Here is a 15,879-nt window from a genome sequence, read left to right as displayed (position 1 = left end):
GGCGTCCATGCCCGAGCCCCGTACCCCTGAGGTGTCGATGCGCGACCTGCTGGCGGCGTGCGCGGCGGCGGACGCGGTGTCCCGGCCGCCGCGGCATCCGGACGAGGCGCGCACCGACGACGCGTCCCCGGCCGACGCGACGAACCCGCGACCGGACGACGACCCCGCACCGCACCCCCGTGCCGCCTAGGCCCTGTCGTCAAACTCCCTCCCCCAGCCTTCGGCCGGGGGACCCCGCAGGCCCGCGACGCCATGCACGCACTCTCGCCGTACCGGGCCTAGCGGATCACCACCACTCTCATCCCGGCCGTCGCGAAGGCCCACATCGCGTCCCCGTCCGCCCGCGTCTCCCGGATGCCCCCGGTCCGCACGGCGGAGCCGGCCGCCCTGCGCGAAGCGGTCGCCGCGCTGAACCCGATCACCACTCCGCCCACGCTGGTGAACCGCACGACATGCTCGACCGGCACCCCGTCCGTGCCGATGACCGCGCTGGAGCGGGACGTGACCCAGTACACGCCCGGCGGCGGATCGACCGTGCCGGGGGTGACCCGGAAGCTGCGCTGCACCAGATCCCCGCGCCGGACCAGCCAGACCCGGTCGTCGTCCAGCGAGTACACCACCCGGTCACCCGTACCGGTCCCGCCCGGCGCCGCACCAGGGCCGTGCCGCTCCCGGGCGGCGGCGCTCGCCGAGGCGGACGCGCCGGGTCCGGGCCTGCCCAGGCCCGGCGGCACATGCGTCTGGGCCTGGTAGGCGAGGAAACCGACCGCTCCCAGGGCCGCAGCGGTGAGGGCGGCCACGATCCCGGAGCTGGTCCCTGCCACGTGCGCCCACCTCTGCCCTGCGCTCTGCGCGTGCGATATGTCGTACTTCGTGCCGACCGTAGCAGTCGGTGACCGAACGACCGGGACGGCGATGCCCGGGGCGCGAGCGCCGTAGGCTGTTCGCGTGCTCTTGCTCGCTCTGGATACCGCAACACCCGCCGTCACCGTCGCGCTGCACGACGGCACGGACGTCGTCGCCTCGTCGAGCCAGGTGGACGCGCGCCGGCACGGAGAGCTGCTGCTGCCGGCCGTGGACCGCGTGCTCGCCGAGGCCGGGCTCCGGCTGGACGCCGTCACCGGCATCGTCGTCGGCATCGGCCCCGGCCCCTACACCGGGCTGCGCGTCGGCCTGATGACCGCCGACACCTTCGGCCTGGCGCTCGGCGTGCCCGTGCACGGCCTGTGCACGCTGGACGGCCTGGCCTACGCCGCCGACATCGAGAAGGGCCCCTTCGTGGTGGCCACCGACGCCCGGCGCAAGGAGGTCTACTGGGCGACGTACGCCGACTCCCGGACCCGGCTGACCGGCCCGGCCGTGGACCGGCCCGCGGACATCGCCGAGCGGGTCGCGGGCCTGCCCGCGGTCGGCGCGGGCGCGCTGCTCTACCCGGACACGTTCCCGAGCGCGCACGAGCCCGAGCACGTCTCCGCCGCCGCCCTCGCCTCGCTCGCCGCCGAGAGGCTGGCCGCCGGCGAGGAGCTGCCCGCACCCCGGCCGCTGTACCTGCGCCGGCCGGACGCCCAGGTCCCCAAGAACTACAAGGTGGTCACCCCGAAGTGACCGTACGACTGCGCGAGATGCGCTGGTGGGACATCGACCCGGTCCTCGAGCTGGAGAAGGACCTGTTCCCCGAGGACGCCTGGTCCCGGGGCATGTTCTGGTCCGAGCTGGCCCACGCCCGGGGCGCCGAGGCGACCCGGCGCTATGTCGTGGCCGAGACCGGCGGCCGGATCGTCGGCTACGCCGGGCTGGTCGCCGCCGGCGAGCAGGGCGACGTCCAGACCATCGCCGTGGCCCGCGACCACCAGGGCACCGGACTCGGCGCCCGGCTGCTGGCCGAGCTGCTGCGCGCGGCGACCGCGTTCGAGTGCCACGAGGTGATGCTCGAGTGCCGGGTGGACAACGTCCGCGCCCAGAAGCTGTACGAGCGCTTCGGCTTCGAACCGATCGGCTTCCGGCGCGGCTACTACCAGCCGGGCAATGTGGACGCCCTGGTCATGCGCCTGACCGACCCCGCCTCATCTGTACAAGGAACCGAGATCAATGGCTGACGAACCGCTCGTCCTCGGCATCGAGACCTCCTGCGACGAGACCGGCGTCGGCATCGTCCGCGGCACCACCCTGCTGGCGGACGCCGTCGCCTCCAGCGTCGACGAGCACGCCCGCTTCGGCGGTGTCGTCCCGGAGGTGGCCTCCCGCGCGCACCTGGAGGCGATGGTCCCCACCATCGACCGCGCGCTGCAGGAGGCCGGCGTCTCGGCGAGGGACCTCGACGGCATCGCGGTCACCGCGGGCCCCGGCCTCGCGGGCGCCCTGCTCGTCGGCGTCTCGGCGGCCAAGGCGTACGCCTACGCCCTGGGCAAGCCCCTGTACGGCGTCAACCACCTGGCCTCGCACATCTGCGTCGACCAGCTGGAGCACGGCCCGCTGCCGGAGCCGACGATGGCCCTGCTGGTCTCCGGCGGCCACTCCTCCCTGCTGCTGTCCGAGGACATCACCTCCGACGTACGGCCGATGGGCTCGACCATCGACGACGCGGCCGGCGAGGCCTTCGACAAGATCGCCCGCGTGCTGAACCTGGGCTTTCCGGGCGGGCCGGTCATCGACCGGTACGCGCGCGAGGGCGACCCGGAGGCGATCGCCTTCCCGCGCGGCCTGACCGGCCCCCGCGACCCCGCCTACGACTTCTCCTTCTCCGGTCTGAAGACGGCCGTGGCCCGCTGGATCGAGGCCAGGCGCGCGGCCGGCGAGGAGGTGCCGGTCCGGGACGTGGCCGCCTCCTTCCAGGAGGCCGTGGTCGACGTGCTGACCCGCAAGGCGGTGCGCGCCTGCAAGGACGAGGGCGTGGAGCACCTGATGATCGGCGGCGGCGTCGCCGCCAACTCCCGGCTGCGCGCGCTCGCCGAGGAGCGCTGCGAGAAGGCCGGCATCCGGCTGCGCGTCCCGCGCCCCAAGCTGTGCACGGACAACGGCGCGATGGTGGCCGCGCTCGGCGCCGAGATGGTCGCCCGGAACCGGGCCGCCTCCGGCTGGGACCTGTCGGCCGACTCCTCCCTGCCGGTCACCGACCCGCACGTGCCCGCCGACCACGACCATCTGCACGAAGCCGGCAAGGAGAACCTGTACTCGTGACCGTCGCGCTGATGTGGGAGGCCCGGGCCGCCGAGGGCCGGGGCGCCGAACTGCTCGCCTGGGTGCGCGAACAGCCCCTGAACCCCGAGCCGTTGCGCCGCGAGACCTTCCGCGCCCCGCAGGACCGGGTGCTGGTCATCACGTGGTGGGACGCGCCGTACGACGCCGGGATCCCCGAACTGCCCGAACCCGCCCCGGACTTGGTGACCCGGCCGGTGCACAGGTGGCGGTTCGAGGCGGTGGCCGACGGCGAGGGCTGACGTCCGAGGTTGAGGTCTGCGGCCCGACTGGGCTATGATCATCACACAGCGAACGGCCGGAACCCGGACCTCGGGAAACGGAATCGGACGCAGTGCGTTGGTGGTCCAAGGAAAGACGCCCCGCTTCCTGCGGGGAGATGCAGGTGCAAGGCCTGCCCGGCGCTCCACACGAAAACCCCGTCCCGGGATCTTCCGGGGCGGGGTTTTCGCGTCACCGTCGTCACGTCACGGCCGTGATGTCACCGGCGTCATGTCGCTGTCGTCGCGTCACCGGCGCGCCTCCTCCTGCGCCCGGACCGCCCCCGCCTCGGGCCCGGCGAACTCCGGGGCGGTCGCCCGCCGTTCCTTCAGGTGCGCGTACCCCATCAGGCCGAACAGCACCGTGAGCAGCACCGCCGAGGAACCGGCCGTACCCAGATCCAGGCCGCCCTTGGCGGCCGGCTTGGTCAGCAGGTCGCCTGCCGTGGCGCCGAACGGGCGGGTCAGCACGAACGCGATCCAGAACAGCAGGACGTTCGGCACCGCCGGCACCTTCATCAGGGCGACCAGGACGAGCAGGACGCCGGTCACCAGCGACGCGCCGCCCAGGTAGCCGAGGCCCGAGCTGTCGGACAGGAAGTCGCCCATCGAGGTGCCGAGGGTGTTGGAGACCAGGATCGCCGACCAGAACAGGGCCTCGCCCCGGAAGGTGACGATCTCGGTGATCTGGAAGGTCATCCCGCTCAGCTTCCAGCCGAGGAAGATCAGCAGCAGGATCGAGACCAGGATCGCGGCGCCCTCCGGATAGCCGAGGCCCAGCCCCTGCGGGCCCCAGCCCAGCCTCGTCGCGCCGTTCGAAAGGTACTCGGCGCCGGCGTCCCGGTTCATGAAGTCGGACATGGTGGTGCCGGCCATCGAGGTCGACAGGATCACGGTCCAGTAGAAGAACGGGTTGTAGCGCGCGGAACGCAACTGGACCACCAGGGTCACCACGAACACCAGGAACAGGGCCACGGTGGTCAGGAAGTAACCGAGCTCGAGCGTCTGGGAGAACAGGTCGCCGGCCGTCTCGCCCAGAGTGGTCGCCGCGATCTTCATGACCCAGAACGCGACCGTGACCTCGGGCAGTTTCTTCATCACGGGCTTCGTCGTCGAGAACGTCGTCAAGGGTGCTCCTGTGTGGGGGACGGCAGGGGCACGACCCTCCCAGGGGCCACCGGGACGCGGCCTGAGCGCGCGCCGCACCGGGGTTGCTTTTTGCCGTTTCTTCGCTGAGTGCCGCGGAAGCCGCAGAAATCCACCGAATATTTCGAAGAGATTGCCGAATGTTCCCGGATCGGTGTGGGCGGCCGGCACCTACGCCGTGAGGGCGGGTGGGGATACGATCGCGGGCATGAAGCCTTCGAAGTCCGCAGAGACGCAGACCGCGACCCTCGCCGAGATCGCCCGTGCGGCCGGGGTGTCGGCTCCGACTGTTTCGAAGGTGCTCAACGGCCGTGCCGACGTCGCCCCCGCGACCCGCACCCGGGTCGAGGAGCTGCTGCGCGTCCACGGCTACCGGCGCCGGCGCGCCGAGGCCTCCCGGTCCCCGCTGATCGATCTGATCTTCCACGAGCTGGAGAGCGCCTGGGCGCTGGAGGTCATCCGGGGCGTGGAGAACGTGGCCAGGGACGCCGGGCTGAGCGTGGTGCTGTCCGAGTCGGCCGGCCGGCTCTCCCCGGGCCGCACCTGGGCCGACCAGGTGGCCGCCCGCCGCCCGCACGGCGTGGTGCTGGTGCTGTCCGAACTCGACGAGTCCCAGCGGGCGCTGCTGACCAGCCGCTCCATCCCGTTCGTGGTGATGGACCCGGCCGGCGACCCGGGCCCGGACGTGCCCTCCATCGGCGCCACCAACTGGCAGGGCGGCCTCGCCGCCACCCGCCACCTGGTGGAGCTCGGCCACACCCGGATCGGCGCGATCAGCGGCCCGTCGAGGATGATGTGCGCCCGCGCCCGCGTCGACGGCTACCGCGCCGCACTCGAGACGGCCGGCCTGCCCGTGGACCCCTCCCTCATCGTGGCCGGCGACTTCCACCACGACGCCGGCTACCGCCTGGGCCTGACGCTGCTGCGCCGCCCGGACCGGCCGACGGCCGTGTTCGCGGGCAACGACCTGCAGGCGCTCGGGCTGTACGAGGCCGCCCGTGAGCTGGGTCTGCGCATCCCGGAGGACCTCAGCGTGGTGGGCTTCGACGACCTGCCCGTGGCCCGCTGGGTCGGCCCGCCGCTGACGACCGTGCGGCAGCCGCTGACCGAGATGGCCGAGGCCGCCGCCCGGCTGGTGCTGGAGCTGGGCCGCGAGCAGGAGGAGCGCGCCGCGACCCGCATGGAGCTGGCGACCAGTCTGGTGGTGCGGTCCAGCACGGCGGCGCCCGCGGCCGCGTGACGCCGGTGGCCGGAAGTTGACGTATTGACGGGTGGGGTGGACGCCCCCACACTCCTCCGAAGTCAGTCGGTTACCGAACCGAAACTTTCGGAGGCATCCGCCATGAGATCGCTCAGACTCGGTTTACCCCTCGCGTCCCTGCTGACCGGTGTCGCGCTGCTGTTCACGGCGCCCGCCGCGCACGCCGCCGACACCCCGCTGCGCGACCTCGCCGCCGCCCACGGCAAGGTCGTCGGCACCGCCGTCACCGGCTCCAAGCTCACCGGCGCCTACGGCGACATCACCGGTACCCAGTTCAGCTCGCTGACCCCCGGCAACGCCATGAAGTGGGAGTCCGTCGAGCCCAGCCGGGGCACCTTCAACTGGACCGAGGCCGACCAGATCGTGGCCTTCGCCCAGGCCCACCACCAGCAGGTGCGCGGCCACACCCTGGTCTGGCACAGCCAGAACCCGAGCTGGCTGACGAACGGCAGCTGGACCTCCGCCCAGCTCGGCAGCCTGCTGCAGAACCACATCAGCACCGAGGTCGGCCGCTACAAGGGCAAGATCACCGCCTGGGACGTGGTCAACGAGCCCTTCAACGAGGACGGCAGCTTCCGCTCCTCGATCTGGTACAACGGCCTCGGCTCCGGCTACGTCGCCAGCGCCCTGACCTGGGCGCACGCCGCCGACCCCGGCGCCAAGCTGTACATCAACGACTACAACGTCGAGGGCGTGAACGCGAAGTCGGACGCCCTGTACAACCTGGTCAGGTCCCTCAAGGCGCAGGGCGTCCCGATCGACGGCGTCGGCCTGCAGGCCCATCTGATCCTCGGCCAGGTGCCGAGCACCCTGCAGCAGAACATCCAGCGCTTCGCCGACCTCGGCGTGGACGTGGCGATCACCGAGCTGGACGTCCGCATGCAGCTGCCCGCCGACGCGACCAAACTCGCCCAGCAGAAGGCCGACTTCAAGTCGGTCGTGGCCGCCTGCGCCGCCGTGACCCGCTGTGTGAACGTCACCGTCTGGGGCTTCACCGACGCCGACTCCTGGGTGCCGGGCACCTTCACCGGCTACGGCGCGGCGACCCCGTACGACGAGAACTACCAGCCGAAACCGGCGTACTACGGCATCGCCGAGGCGCTCGGCGGCAGTGGCAGCGGCGGCGGCACCACCCCGCCGCCGAGCGGCGCCTGCACCGCCGCCTACGCGGTGAGCAGCCAGTGGGACACCGGCTTCACCGGCCAGGTCACCCTCTCCTGCTCCGGCGCCTCGCTGTCGTCGTGGAAGGTGAACTGGACGTTCGGCGCCGGCCAGCGGATCACCCAGGCCTGGAACGCCACCTGCACCCAGTCCGGCACGGCGGTGTCCTGCACCAACGCCTCGTACAACGGGGCGGTGCCGGACGGCGGTTCGGTGACCTTCGGCTTCAACGGGTCCTGGAGCGGCAGCAACCCGGTGCCCACAGTGACACTGGGATGAGAATCTCCCAAGAAATCCGGCGTACACAACTTCTGCTAACAGTCCGCTAATAATTCGGACTTACGTTCCTGCTGTGACGCGACAAGAGGAGCAAGGCGACGCCGGCAGACAGGCGGGCCGACGGTCGAGAGCGCTGAAGGCCGTCGGCCTCACCCTGGCGGGCGCCCTGGTACTGGGCGCGGCGCTGGCGGGTTATGCGTACTGGCATCTGAACCACAACATCAGAAGCGTCGACATCAACACCGCACTGGGCGACGACCGCCCGGCCAAGGCGATGGTCACGCCCTCGGCCGCCGCCTCCCCGCTGCCGACCGGCTCCCTCAACATCCTGGTCCTCGGCTCGGACTCGCGCAGCGGCAAGGCCAACAGGGAGCTGGGCGGCGGCGACAGCTCCGGCGCCCGCTCGGACACGGCGATGGTCGTGCACCTCGACGCGGGCCGGACGAAGGCCACCGTGGTCAGCATCCCGCGCGACACCCTCGTCACCCGCCCGTCCTGCCCGCTCGCCTCCGGCGGCTCGACGGCGGTGGCGTACGGCGCGATGTTCAACAGCGCCTACGCGGTGGGCGGTCCGGTGTGCGCGGTGAAGACCGTCGAGTCGATCACTCACCTCCGCATGGACCACTACCTCGAGATCGACTTCTCCGGCTTCGCGAACCTGGTCGACGCGCTCGGCGGGGTCGACGTCACCACCCCGCAGGACATCGACGACGACCAGAGCCATCTGCACCTGAAGGCGGGCCCCCACCACCTCGACGGCAAGCAGGCCCTTGCGCTCGCCCGCACCCGGCACGGCATAGGCGACGGCAGCGACCTCGGCCGCATAGGGCTGCAGCAGATGCTGGTGAAGGACCTGCTGGAGCAGATGAGCAGCACCCGGCTGCTCACCGACCCGGCCCGGCTGTACCGGGTCGCCGACGCGGTCACCTCCGGGCTCACCACCGACACCGGCCTGGACTCGCTGAGCGAGCTGATGCGGCTCGGGCAGAGCCTGGAGGGTTTGCGCGCCGACCGGGTGCGGACGGTGATGATGCCGGTCGTCACCGCCCCGTCCGACCACAACCGGGTGATCGCCGAGGAGCCGGCGGCGCGCGAGCTGTGGGCGTCCCTGCGCTGACGGCACAAGGTCCTCGGCGGGAAGGCGGTCGGGGCGCCGTACGCGAAGGCGGGATGCGGCTCCGAGCCGAAGTGATCCCGGACGGCGGAAAAAAATCCGGTGAGCGTGTCGATCCGGGGGCCCGCCCGTTCGACGCATGGGTGAGCGGCGGGGACAGGCCCCGCCGCCCGGCCGAAGGAGTCACGATGCCCCGCTACCTGTCGATCGTGCGCGTCGACGAGACCACCGCGCCGCCCGAGGGCCCGAGCCCCGAGCTGATGGAGCGCATGGGCGCGCTCATCGAGGAGATCACCAAGGCCGGCGTCATGCTCGACACCGCCGGGCTCACCCCGCACAGCCAGGGCAAGCGGGTGCGCTGGGAGGGCGGCGACCTCACCGTCACGGACGGGCCGTTCACCGAGTCCAAGGAGGTCATCGGCGGCTACGCCCTCATGCAGTGCAAGGACATGGACGAGGCCCTGGAGTGGACCAAGCGGTTCCTCAGGACCCACGAGGAGTACTGGACCGTGACCTGCGAGGTGCGCGAGATCGCCGAGGGCTGAGATGCCTGGCGCTGTGCCGTACGGGGGTGTTGCATGGTGGGCTGTGGAACCACAGCCCCCAGCAGCACGGCACAGCGCACCCCGGGTCCCGGAGACACGGGAGGCCGCGACGGCCCCGGAGTCCGCCCGGGCGGCGGCACCCGCCGGGACCGCCTCCCGGTCCGCCGCCGCCCATGCCATCGAGACCGTGTTCCGGCTGGAGTCGCCCCGGGTCATCGCCGGAGCCGCCCGGATCGTGCGGGACGTCGGGATCGCCGAGGAGCTGGCCCAGGACGCGCTGGTCGCCGCCCTGGAGCGGTGGCCGCGCGACGGGGTGCCCGACAACCCCGGCGCCTGGCTCATGGCCACCGCCCGGCACCGCGCCGTCGACCTGGTCCGGCGCCGCGAGACCTACGCCCGCAAGCTCGCCGAGATCGGCCGGGACCTGGAGACGGCGGCGCCGCCGGAGGTCCCCGCCGATCCGGACGACATCGACGACGACCTGCTCCGGCTGGTGTTCACCGCCTGCCACCCGGTGCTGTCGCGCGAGGCCCGTACCGCGCTCACCCTGCGGCTGCTCGGCGGCCTGACCACGGCCGAGATCGCCCGCGCCCACCTGGTCCCGGAGCCCACGATCGCCCAGCGCATCGTGCGCGCCAAACGCACCCTGGCGAAGAAGAACGTCGCCTTCGAGGTGCCCTGCGGCCCCGACCGCGAGGCCCGCCTCGGCTCGGTCCTGGACGTCATCTACCTGATCTTCAACGAGGGGTACGCGGCGACCGCCGGCGACGACCTGCTCCGCCCCGGCCTGTGCGAGGACGCGCTGCGGCTGGCCCGCGTGCTGTCCGCGCTGATGCCGAAGGAGCCGGAGGTGCACGCGCTGACCGCGCTGCTCGAGTTCCAGGCCTCCCGCGCGGCCGCCCGCACCGGCCCCCACGGCGAGCCGGTGCTGCTGAAGGACCAGAACCGGCGCCGCTGGAACCGCCTGCTCATCGCCCGCGGCGTCCGGGCACTGGAGCGCGCCGGCGCCACCGCGACCGGCGCCCCCGGCCCCTACGCCCTCCAGGCGGCCATCGCCGCCTGCCACGCCCGCGCCCACACGTACGAGGAGACCGACTGGCGCACCATCGCCACCCTGTACGGCCTGCTGGCCGCCCGCGCCCCCTCGCCCGTGGTGGAGCTGAACCGCGCGGTCGCCGTGTCCATGGCCGACGGCCCCGCCGAGGGCCTGAAACTGGTGGACGCCCTCGCCGCCGAACCCGCCCTGCGCGGCTATCACCTGCTGCCCAGCGTCCGCGGCGACCTCCTCGCCCGCCTGGGCCGCACGGCCGAGGCCCGCACGGAGTTCACCCGCGCCGCCGCCCTCGCCCGCAACGGCCCGGAACGCGACCTGCTGCTGCGCCGGGCGGCCGAGCCCACGCCCGGGGCCTAGACCGGCCGCCCCACGAGCATCGCCGGTGCCCCCGCCACCCGGGTCAGGAACACGGTCGCCGCGTTCGGGCCCTGCGGCTTGACCTTCCGGCGCAGTTCCTCCGGCTCGACGGCCGAACCGCGCTTCTTCACGGTCAGCGTGCCGACCTCCCGCTCCCGCAGCAGCGCCTTCAGCTTCTTGATGTTGAAGGGGAGGTGGTCGGTGATCTCGTAGGCGGAGGCGTACGGCGTCGGGCGCAGTTCGTCGGCGGTGACGTAGGCGATGGTGGGGTCGATGAGACCGCCGTCCAGTTGTTCGGCCGCCTCGGCGACCAGATGGGCGCGGATGACGGCGCCGTCGGGCTCGTACAGATAGCGGCCCACCGGCCGCACCCCGGGATCGGGCAGCCCCTTGCCGCGCAGGGTGCGCGGGCCGGGCAGCAGGGTGGCGCGCACCGCGCCCGGCTCGGTGCCGAACCACAGCACCGCCTCCTTCACGTCGCCGCCGTCCGAGACCCACTCGGCCTCGGCGTCGGCGGGCACCGCCTCGTGCGGGATGCCGGGCGCGACCTTCAGCGCGGCGCGGGGCGCGGTACGGGCGGCCTCGACCGCCCAGGACAGGGGAGGGGAGTAGGCCTCGGGGTCGAAGACGCGGCCCCGCCCGCCGCGCCGCGCCGGGTCGACGAACACGGCGTCGTACCCGCCCGTCTCCACCTGCGTGACGTCCGCCTCCCGCACCTCGATCAGCTCGCCGAGCCCCAGCGCCTCGGCGTTCGCCCGCGCCGTCGCGGCCGTCAGCGGGTCCCGGTCCACGGCGAGCACCCGGATCCCCGCCCGGGCGAACGCGATCGCGTCCCCGCCGATCCCGCAGCACAGGTCGGCCACCGAGGTCACACCGAGGCCGGCCAGCCGCTCGGCGCGGTACGCCGCCACGCTCGCCCGCGTCGACTGCTCGACCCCGTTCGGCGTGAAGAACATCCGCCCCGCGTCCGCCGCCCCGAACTTCGCCGCCGCCCGCTGCCGCAGCCGGGCCTGGCCGAGCGCCGCCGACACCAGCGCGGCCGGGTGGTCGCGGCGCAGCCGGGTGGCGACGGCGAGTTCGTCGGCCGGGGCGGTGTCGCGGACCTCGTCGAGGAGGGCACGGCCTTCGGGGGTGAGGAGGAGAGCGAGGTCGTTCACCCGGTCATTGTCGGCCAGTCGGTGGACGGCCCGCCGCCGGCGGCGGTGTTGCCGCGGGTTCCGGGGCGGCGCCTGCGAGGATCCGGCATCATGCGAGTCGTCGTACAAAACGATAAGAACCGGACGCGTCTCGCGCGTCTGGTCCTGGTCTGCGGAGCCGTCGCGCTGGCGGGTTCCGCGCTCCTGTCGGGCTGTACCGGCTCCGGCGCGCCCCGCGCCGAGCCCCGTCCCGCGCCTGGTGAGGGCGGCCCCGCGCACACCCCGGGCCCCCGACCCCACCCGGGCGCCCAGAGCGCCCGCCGGGCCGCCGAGGACGCCCGCCGGGCCGAGCACGCCCGGCTGGTCGCCGCCGCCCGGCGCTGGGGGCTCGACGAGGTCCCGCTGACCCCGCCCCCGCCGCCCGCGCACAAGCCGCTGATCACCGCGCGGGCCGGGTTCGAGGTGAGTCACCAGGAGGACTGGGACCTGCCCCCGGTCTTCACCAGCGTGCCCACCCGGCAGAAGATCGTCTTCCTCACGATCGACGACGGCGCGGAGAAGGACCCGGACTTCCTGCGGATGATGGAGGACCTGAGGATCCCGTACACCGCGTTCCTCAGCAACTACCTGATCAAGGACGACTACGGGTACTTCCGCAGGATGCAGTCCTACGGCCACACCCTGAACAACCACACCCTGCACCACCCCTACCTGCCGGGTCTGTCCTACGAGCAGCAGAGGACCGAGATCTGCGCCATGCAGGACATCATGGAGCGGCGGTTCGGCAGGCGCCCGACGCTCTTCCGGCCGCCGTACGGCAACTACAACCAGGACACCCTGCGCGCCGCCAAGTCCTGCGGCATCACGTACGCGCCGATCTGGAACGAGGAGGTCTTCGTCGACCACTGGGAGTACCGCGAGGAGGACCAGCGGATCCACCGCGGCGACATCGTCCTCACCCACTTCCGCGGCCGCTCCGACTGGAACGGCACGATGACCGACGACATGCGCCGCTTCCTGAACAAGGTCACGCGCGAGGGCTACGCCGTGGCCCGCCTGGAGGACTACCTGTGAGGCCGGGGGCACGACACGGGAGAACCCGTTCCGGACGGTGCCGCACCGCCCGGCGCGCCCTCGCGCTCCTCGCCTCGGCCCTCCTCCTGGCCGGCTGCGCCCAGTCCGTCGACCCCATCGAGCGGCTCGGCAGGAAGGCCGCCGAGGGGGTACGGCCGCACGGCGCCGCCCCGGACGAGAACTACCGCCGCTGGGGCCTGGCCGAGCCCCTCGCCCGCCCGCCGCGACCCGACGCCCGCGCCCTGCCCCTGCCCCCGGGTACGGCCGGCCGGCCCCTGCCCCGCGTCGTCGACCACATCCCCACCCGCGACCGGGTCGTCTTCCTCACCTACGACGACGGCGCCGACCGGGACCCCCGCTTCGTCGACATGGTCCGGGAACTGGGGCTGCCGGTCAGCATGTTCCTCACCGACAGCATCGCCGGCCCCGGCTACGGCCACTTCGCCCGCCTGCGCCGGCTGGGCGCCGGCATCGAGAACCACACCGTCGACCACCGCGCGCTGGCCGGGCTGCCGTACGCCGGGCAGCGGGCCGAGATCTGCGGCCAGCAGGACCGGCTCGCCGCCCGCCTCGGCGTACGCCCCCGTCTCTTCCGTCCGCCCTACGGCTCGTACGACGCCACCACCCTGCACGCCGCGTCCGGCTGCGGCATCTCGGCGGTCGTCCTGTGGCGCGCCGCGATGACCCCGGCCGACCTCGTCTACTTCCACGGCGAGCACCGGCTGCGCCCCGGCGACATCATCCTGGTCGGCCCCGACGAGACGACGGGCCCGAGCCTGCGCGAGCGCACGGCCCGGCTGCTGCGCCGGGTGCAGCAGCGGGGGCTGACGGTGGGACGGCTGGAGGACTACCTGAACTGATCGGCAGGGGGCGCATCGGCGGCCCGTACCGGGCGGACGGGCGCACCGGCGGCCCGAACCGATGGGACGGGCGCATCGGCGGCTCGAACCCGCTCCGCACGCGGCGCGCCGGCGCACAAAGGAGCCGGGGGAGCACGCGATTCGGCCGACGCGCCGCACGGCATTGGCACTCCGCTTGACCGAGTGCTAATCGCGGTCATAGTCTCGGCTCTGGCACTCCCCCAGGGAGAGTGCCAACAACGCGACGGGCAGGTCCGGCACCCGCGACGACGGATCGACCTGGTCGCCACCTCAGACAGTTAACCCCGTGAGATCTCCGAAGGGGGAGGTCGGATCGTGACGACCACCAGCTCCAAGGTTGCCATCAAGCCGCTCGAGGACCGCATCGTGGTCCAGCCGCTGGATGCGGAGCAGACCACCGCCTCTGGCCTGGTCATCCCGGACACCGCGAAGGAGAAGCCCCAGGAGGGCGCCGTCCTCGCCGTGGGCCCGGGCCGCTTCGAGAACGGCGAGCGCCTTCCGCTCGACGTCAAGGTCGGCGACGTCGTCCTTTACAGCAAGTACGGCGGCACCGAGGTGAAGTACAACGGCGAGGAGTACCTCGTCCTCTCGGCCCGCGACGTGCTCGCGGTCATCGAGAAGTGATCACCTCGAGCACCTTCTGCTCTTGAGCTGCGCCCCTGGCCCCCGCGACCGATAACGAAGCCGGGCGCCCGGGGCGCAGTTGTCTCACCACCCACAGATTTCCGAGAGGGCTCCCGCTGTCATGGCGAAGATCCTGAAGTTCGACGAGGACGCCCGTCGCGCCCTCGAGCGCGGCGTCAACAAGCTGGCCGACACGGTGAAGGTGACGATCGGCCCGAAGGGCCGCAACGTCGTCATCGACAAGAAGTTCGGCGCCCCCACCATCACCAACGACGGTGTCACGATCGCCCGCGAGGTCGAGATCGAGGACCCGTACGAGAACCTCGGCGCGCAGCTGGTGAAGGAGGTGGCGACCAAGACCAACGACATCGCGGGTGACGGCACCACCACCGCCACCGTGCTCGCCCAGGCGCTGGTCCGCGAGGGCCTGAAGAACGTCGCCGCCGGCGCCTCCCCGGCCGCTCTGAAGAAGGGCATCGACGCCGCGGTCAAGGCCGTCTCCGACGAGCTGCTCGCCTCGGCCCGCCCGATCGACGAGAAGTCCGACATCGCCGCCGTCGCCGCGCTGTCCGCCCAGGACCAGCAGGTCGGCGAGCTGATCGCCGAGGCGATGGACAAGGTCGGCAAGGACGGCGTCATCACCGTCGAGGAGTCCAACACCTTCGGTCTGGAGCTCGACTTCACCGAGGGCATGGCCTTCGACAAGGGCTACCTGTCGCCGTACTTCGTGACGGACCAGGAGCGCATGGAGGCCGTCCTCGACGACCCGTACATCCTGATCCACCAGGGCAAGATCTCCGCCATCGCGGACCTGCTGCCGCTGCTGGAGAAGGTCATCCAGGCCGGCTCCTCCAAGCCGCTGCTGATCATCGCCGAGGACGTCGAGGGCGAGGCCCTGTCGACCCTGGTCGTCAACAAGATCCGCGGCACCTTCAACGCCGTCGCGGTGAAGGCCCCCGGCTTCGGCGACCGCCGCAAGGCGATGCTGCAGGACATGGCCGTCCTCACCGGCGCCACCGTCATCTCCGAGGAGGTCGGCCTCAAGCTCGACCAGGTCGGCCTGGACGTGCTGGGCTCCGCCCGCCGCGTGACGGTCACCAAGGACGACACCACGATCGTCGACGGCGCCGGCAAGTCCGAGGACGTGCAGGGCCGCGTCGCGCAGATCAAGGCCGAGATCGAGAACACCGACTCCGACTGGGACCGCGAGAAGCTCCAGGAGCGCCTCGCGAAGCTGGCCGGCGGCGTGTGCGTGATCAAGGTCGGCGCCGCCACCGAGGTGGAGCTGAAGGAGAAGAAGCACCGCCTGGAGGACGCCATCTCCGCGACCCGCGCCGCGGTCGAGGAGGGCATCGTCTCCGGTGGTGGCTCCGCCCTGGTGCACGCCTCCAAGGTCCTCGACGGCAACCTCGGCAAGGCCGGCGACGAGGCCACCGGTGTCTCGGTCGTCCGCAACGCCGTGGTCGAGCCGCTGCGCTGGATCGGCGAGAACGCCGGCCAGGAGGGCTACGTCATCGTCTCCAAGGTCAAGGACCTGGAGAAGGGCCAGGGTTACAACGCCGCCACCGGCGAGTACGGCGACCTGATCAAGGCCGGCGTCATCGACCCGGTCAAGGTCACCCGCTCCGCCCTGGAGAACGCCGCCTCCATCGCCTCCCTGCTGCTCACGACCGAGACCCTGGTCGTCGAGAAGAAGGAAGAGGAGGAGCCGGCCGCCGCGGGCCACGGCCACGGCCACGCCCACTGAGCGACACGCTCCTGAGCCAAGGCCCGGCGCCCCGGAGGGGGAGCC

General features: G+C 72.4%; 17 protein-coding genes. 14 read left to right on the top strand and 3 right to left on the bottom strand.

The window, feature by feature from the left end; all coding sequences use genetic code 11:
* Window positions 1-7: 7 nt before the first annotated feature.
* Window positions 8-190: a hypothetical protein gene (locus OG956_RS13885; RefSeq protein WP_330338297.1), complete on the top strand. Its 183-nt coding sequence runs from the start codon at window positions 8-10 to the stop codon at window positions 188-190.
* Between the two features lie 88 nt (window positions 191-278).
* Here OG956_RS13885 and OG956_RS13880 read toward each other — a convergent pair whose 3' ends face one another.
* The gene (locus OG956_RS13880; protein ID WP_330338296.1) at window positions 279-824 is read right to left on the bottom strand and encodes a hypothetical protein; all 546 of its coding nucleotides are present in this window, start codon (window positions 822-824) and stop codon (window positions 279-281) included.
* Window positions 825-948: 124 nt separating this feature from the next.
* Here OG956_RS13880 and tsaB point away from each other — a divergent pair, with 124 nt between their 5' ends.
* Genes tsaB through OG956_RS13860 form a run of 4 tightly spaced genes read left to right on the top strand, consistent with a single transcriptional unit; the run spans window position 949 to window position 3,437 of the window.
* On the top strand, window positions 949-1,605 hold the full coding sequence (gene tsaB / locus OG956_RS13875) for a tRNA (adenosine(37)-N6)-threonylcarbamoyltransferase complex dimerization subunit type 1 TsaB (RefSeq protein WP_330338295.1): 657 nt from the start codon (window positions 949-951) through the stop codon (window positions 1,603-1,605).
* Between the two features lie 17 nt (window positions 1,606-1,622).
* Window positions 1,623-2,096, top strand: a complete 474-nt coding sequence (gene rimI / locus OG956_RS13870; RefSeq protein ID WP_330342834.1) for a ribosomal protein S18-alanine N-acetyltransferase — start codon at window positions 1,623-1,625, stop codon at window positions 2,094-2,096.
* Window positions 2,089-3,177, top strand: a complete 1,089-nt coding sequence (gene tsaD / locus OG956_RS13865; protein WP_330338294.1) for a tRNA (adenosine(37)-N6)-threonylcarbamoyltransferase complex transferase subunit TsaD — start codon at window positions 2,089-2,091, stop codon at window positions 3,175-3,177. The genes rimI and tsaD overlap by 8 nt, the downstream gene beginning before the upstream one ends.
* The gene (locus OG956_RS13860; protein WP_330338293.1) at window positions 3,174-3,437 is read left to right on the top strand and encodes a hypothetical protein; all 264 of its coding nucleotides are present in this window, start codon (window positions 3,174-3,176) and stop codon (window positions 3,435-3,437) included. Before tsaD ends, OG956_RS13860 begins: the two co-directional genes overlap by 4 nt.
* Window positions 3,438-3,704: 267 nt before the next feature.
* Here OG956_RS13860 and OG956_RS13855 read toward each other — a convergent pair whose 3' ends face one another.
* The gene (locus OG956_RS13855) at window positions 3,705-4,583 is read right to left on the bottom strand and encodes a COG4705 family protein (RefSeq protein ID WP_330338292.1); all 879 of its coding nucleotides are present in this window, start codon (window positions 4,581-4,583) and stop codon (window positions 3,705-3,707) included.
* Between the two features lie 226 nt (window positions 4,584-4,809).
* On the opposite strand from OG956_RS13855, the gene OG956_RS13850 reads away from it, so the two are divergent.
* From OG956_RS13850 to OG956_RS13830, 5 genes are all read left to right on the top strand, one after another.
* The gene (locus OG956_RS13850) at window positions 4,810-5,841 is read left to right on the top strand and encodes a LacI family DNA-binding transcriptional regulator (RefSeq protein WP_330338291.1); all 1,032 of its coding nucleotides are present in this window, start codon (window positions 4,810-4,812) and stop codon (window positions 5,839-5,841) included.
* A gap of 102 nt (window positions 5,842-5,943) precedes the next feature.
* Window positions 5,944-7,302 (top strand): endo-1,4-beta-xylanase, encoded by a 1,359-nt coding sequence (locus tag OG956_RS13845; protein WP_330338290.1) that lies wholly within the window; start codon window positions 5,944-5,946, stop codon window positions 7,300-7,302.
* A 73-nt stretch (window positions 7,303-7,375) separates the two neighbouring features.
* Entirely contained in the window at window positions 7,376-8,419 is a 1,044-nt protein-coding gene (locus OG956_RS13840; protein WP_330338289.1) for an LCP family protein, read from the top strand.
* A 185-nt stretch (window positions 8,420-8,604) separates the two neighbouring features.
* On the top strand, window positions 8,605-8,961 hold the full coding sequence (locus OG956_RS13835; protein WP_330338288.1) for a YciI family protein: 357 nt from the start codon (window positions 8,605-8,607) through the stop codon (window positions 8,959-8,961).
* Window positions 8,962-9,139: 178 nt separating this feature from the next.
* Window positions 9,140-10,372: an RNA polymerase sigma factor gene (locus OG956_RS13830; RefSeq protein ID WP_330342833.1), complete on the top strand. Its 1,233-nt coding sequence runs from the start codon at window positions 9,140-9,142 to the stop codon at window positions 10,370-10,372.
* On the opposite strand, the gene OG956_RS13825 is transcribed toward OG956_RS13830, so the two are convergent.
* Window positions 10,369-11,529, bottom strand: coding sequence for a THUMP-like domain-containing protein (locus tag OG956_RS13825; RefSeq protein ID WP_330338287.1), 1,161 nt, complete (start codon window positions 11,527-11,529; stop codon window positions 10,369-10,371). The two genes, OG956_RS13830 and OG956_RS13825, sit on opposite strands and share 4 nt — an antisense overlap.
* A 90-nt stretch (window positions 11,530-11,619) precedes the next feature.
* Between OG956_RS13825 and OG956_RS13820 the strand changes: the two genes are divergently transcribed.
* The 4 genes from OG956_RS13820 (at window position 11,620) to groL (ending at window position 15,834) form a co-directional block, all read left to right on the top strand.
* Window positions 11,620-12,582: a polysaccharide deacetylase family protein gene (locus OG956_RS13820; protein WP_330338286.1), complete on the top strand. Its 963-nt coding sequence runs from the start codon at window positions 11,620-11,622 to the stop codon at window positions 12,580-12,582.
* On the top strand, window positions 12,579-13,442 hold the full coding sequence (locus OG956_RS13815; RefSeq protein ID WP_443065559.1) for a polysaccharide deacetylase family protein: 864 nt from the start codon (window positions 12,579-12,581) through the stop codon (window positions 13,440-13,442). The genes OG956_RS13820 and OG956_RS13815 overlap by 4 nt, the downstream gene beginning before the upstream one ends.
* A 336-nt stretch (window positions 13,443-13,778) precedes the next feature.
* The gene (gene groES, locus OG956_RS13810) at window positions 13,779-14,087 is read left to right on the top strand and encodes a co-chaperone GroES (RefSeq protein ID WP_067050959.1); all 309 of its coding nucleotides are present in this window, start codon (window positions 13,779-13,781) and stop codon (window positions 14,085-14,087) included.
* A 121-nt stretch (window positions 14,088-14,208) separates the two neighbouring features.
* Entirely contained in the window at window positions 14,209-15,834 is a 1,626-nt protein-coding gene (gene groL, locus OG956_RS13805) for a chaperonin GroEL (RefSeq protein ID WP_330338285.1), read from the top strand.
* Window positions 15,835-15,879: the final 45 nt, after the last annotated feature.

The sequence above is a fragment of the Streptomyces sp. NBC_00557 genome (assembly GCF_036345995.1).
In the GTDB taxonomy this organism is placed as follows: domain Bacteria; phylum Actinomycetota; class Actinomycetes; order Streptomycetales; family Streptomycetaceae; genus Streptomyces.
Note: the sequence above shows the minus strand (reverse complement) of the source record. Positions and strands in the feature narration are given on the sequence as shown.

Bases quoted from the DNA above. Each gene is read 5' to 3' on its own strand.
- OG956_RS13835 (WP_330338288.1), top strand. From the start codon at position 8,605: ATGCCCCGCTACCTGTCGATCGTGCGCGTCGACGAGACCACCGCGCCG.
- OG956_RS13845 (WP_330338290.1), top strand. From the start codon at position 5,944: ATGAGATCGCTCAGACTCGGTTTACCCCTCGCGTCCCTGCTGACCGGT.
- OG956_RS13820 (WP_330338286.1), top strand. From the start codon at position 11,620: ATGCGAGTCGTCGTACAAAACGATAAGAACCGGACGCGTCTCGCGCGT.
- OG956_RS13850 (WP_330338291.1), top strand. From the start codon at position 4,810: ATGAAGCCTTCGAAGTCCGCAGAGACGCAGACCGCGACCCTCGCCGAG.
- rimI (WP_330342834.1), top strand. From the start codon at position 1,623: ATGCGCTGGTGGGACATCGACCCGGTCCTCGAGCTGGAGAAGGACCTG.
- groL (WP_330338285.1), top strand. From the start codon at position 14,209: ATGGCGAAGATCCTGAAGTTCGACGAGGACGCCCGTCGCGCCCTCGAG.
- tsaD (WP_330338294.1), top strand. From the start codon at position 2,089: ATGGCTGACGAACCGCTCGTCCTCGGCATCGAGACCTCCTGCGACGAG.
- OG956_RS13885 (WP_330338297.1), top strand. From the start codon at position 8: ATGCCCGAGCCCCGTACCCCTGAGGTGTCGATGCGCGACCTGCTGGCG.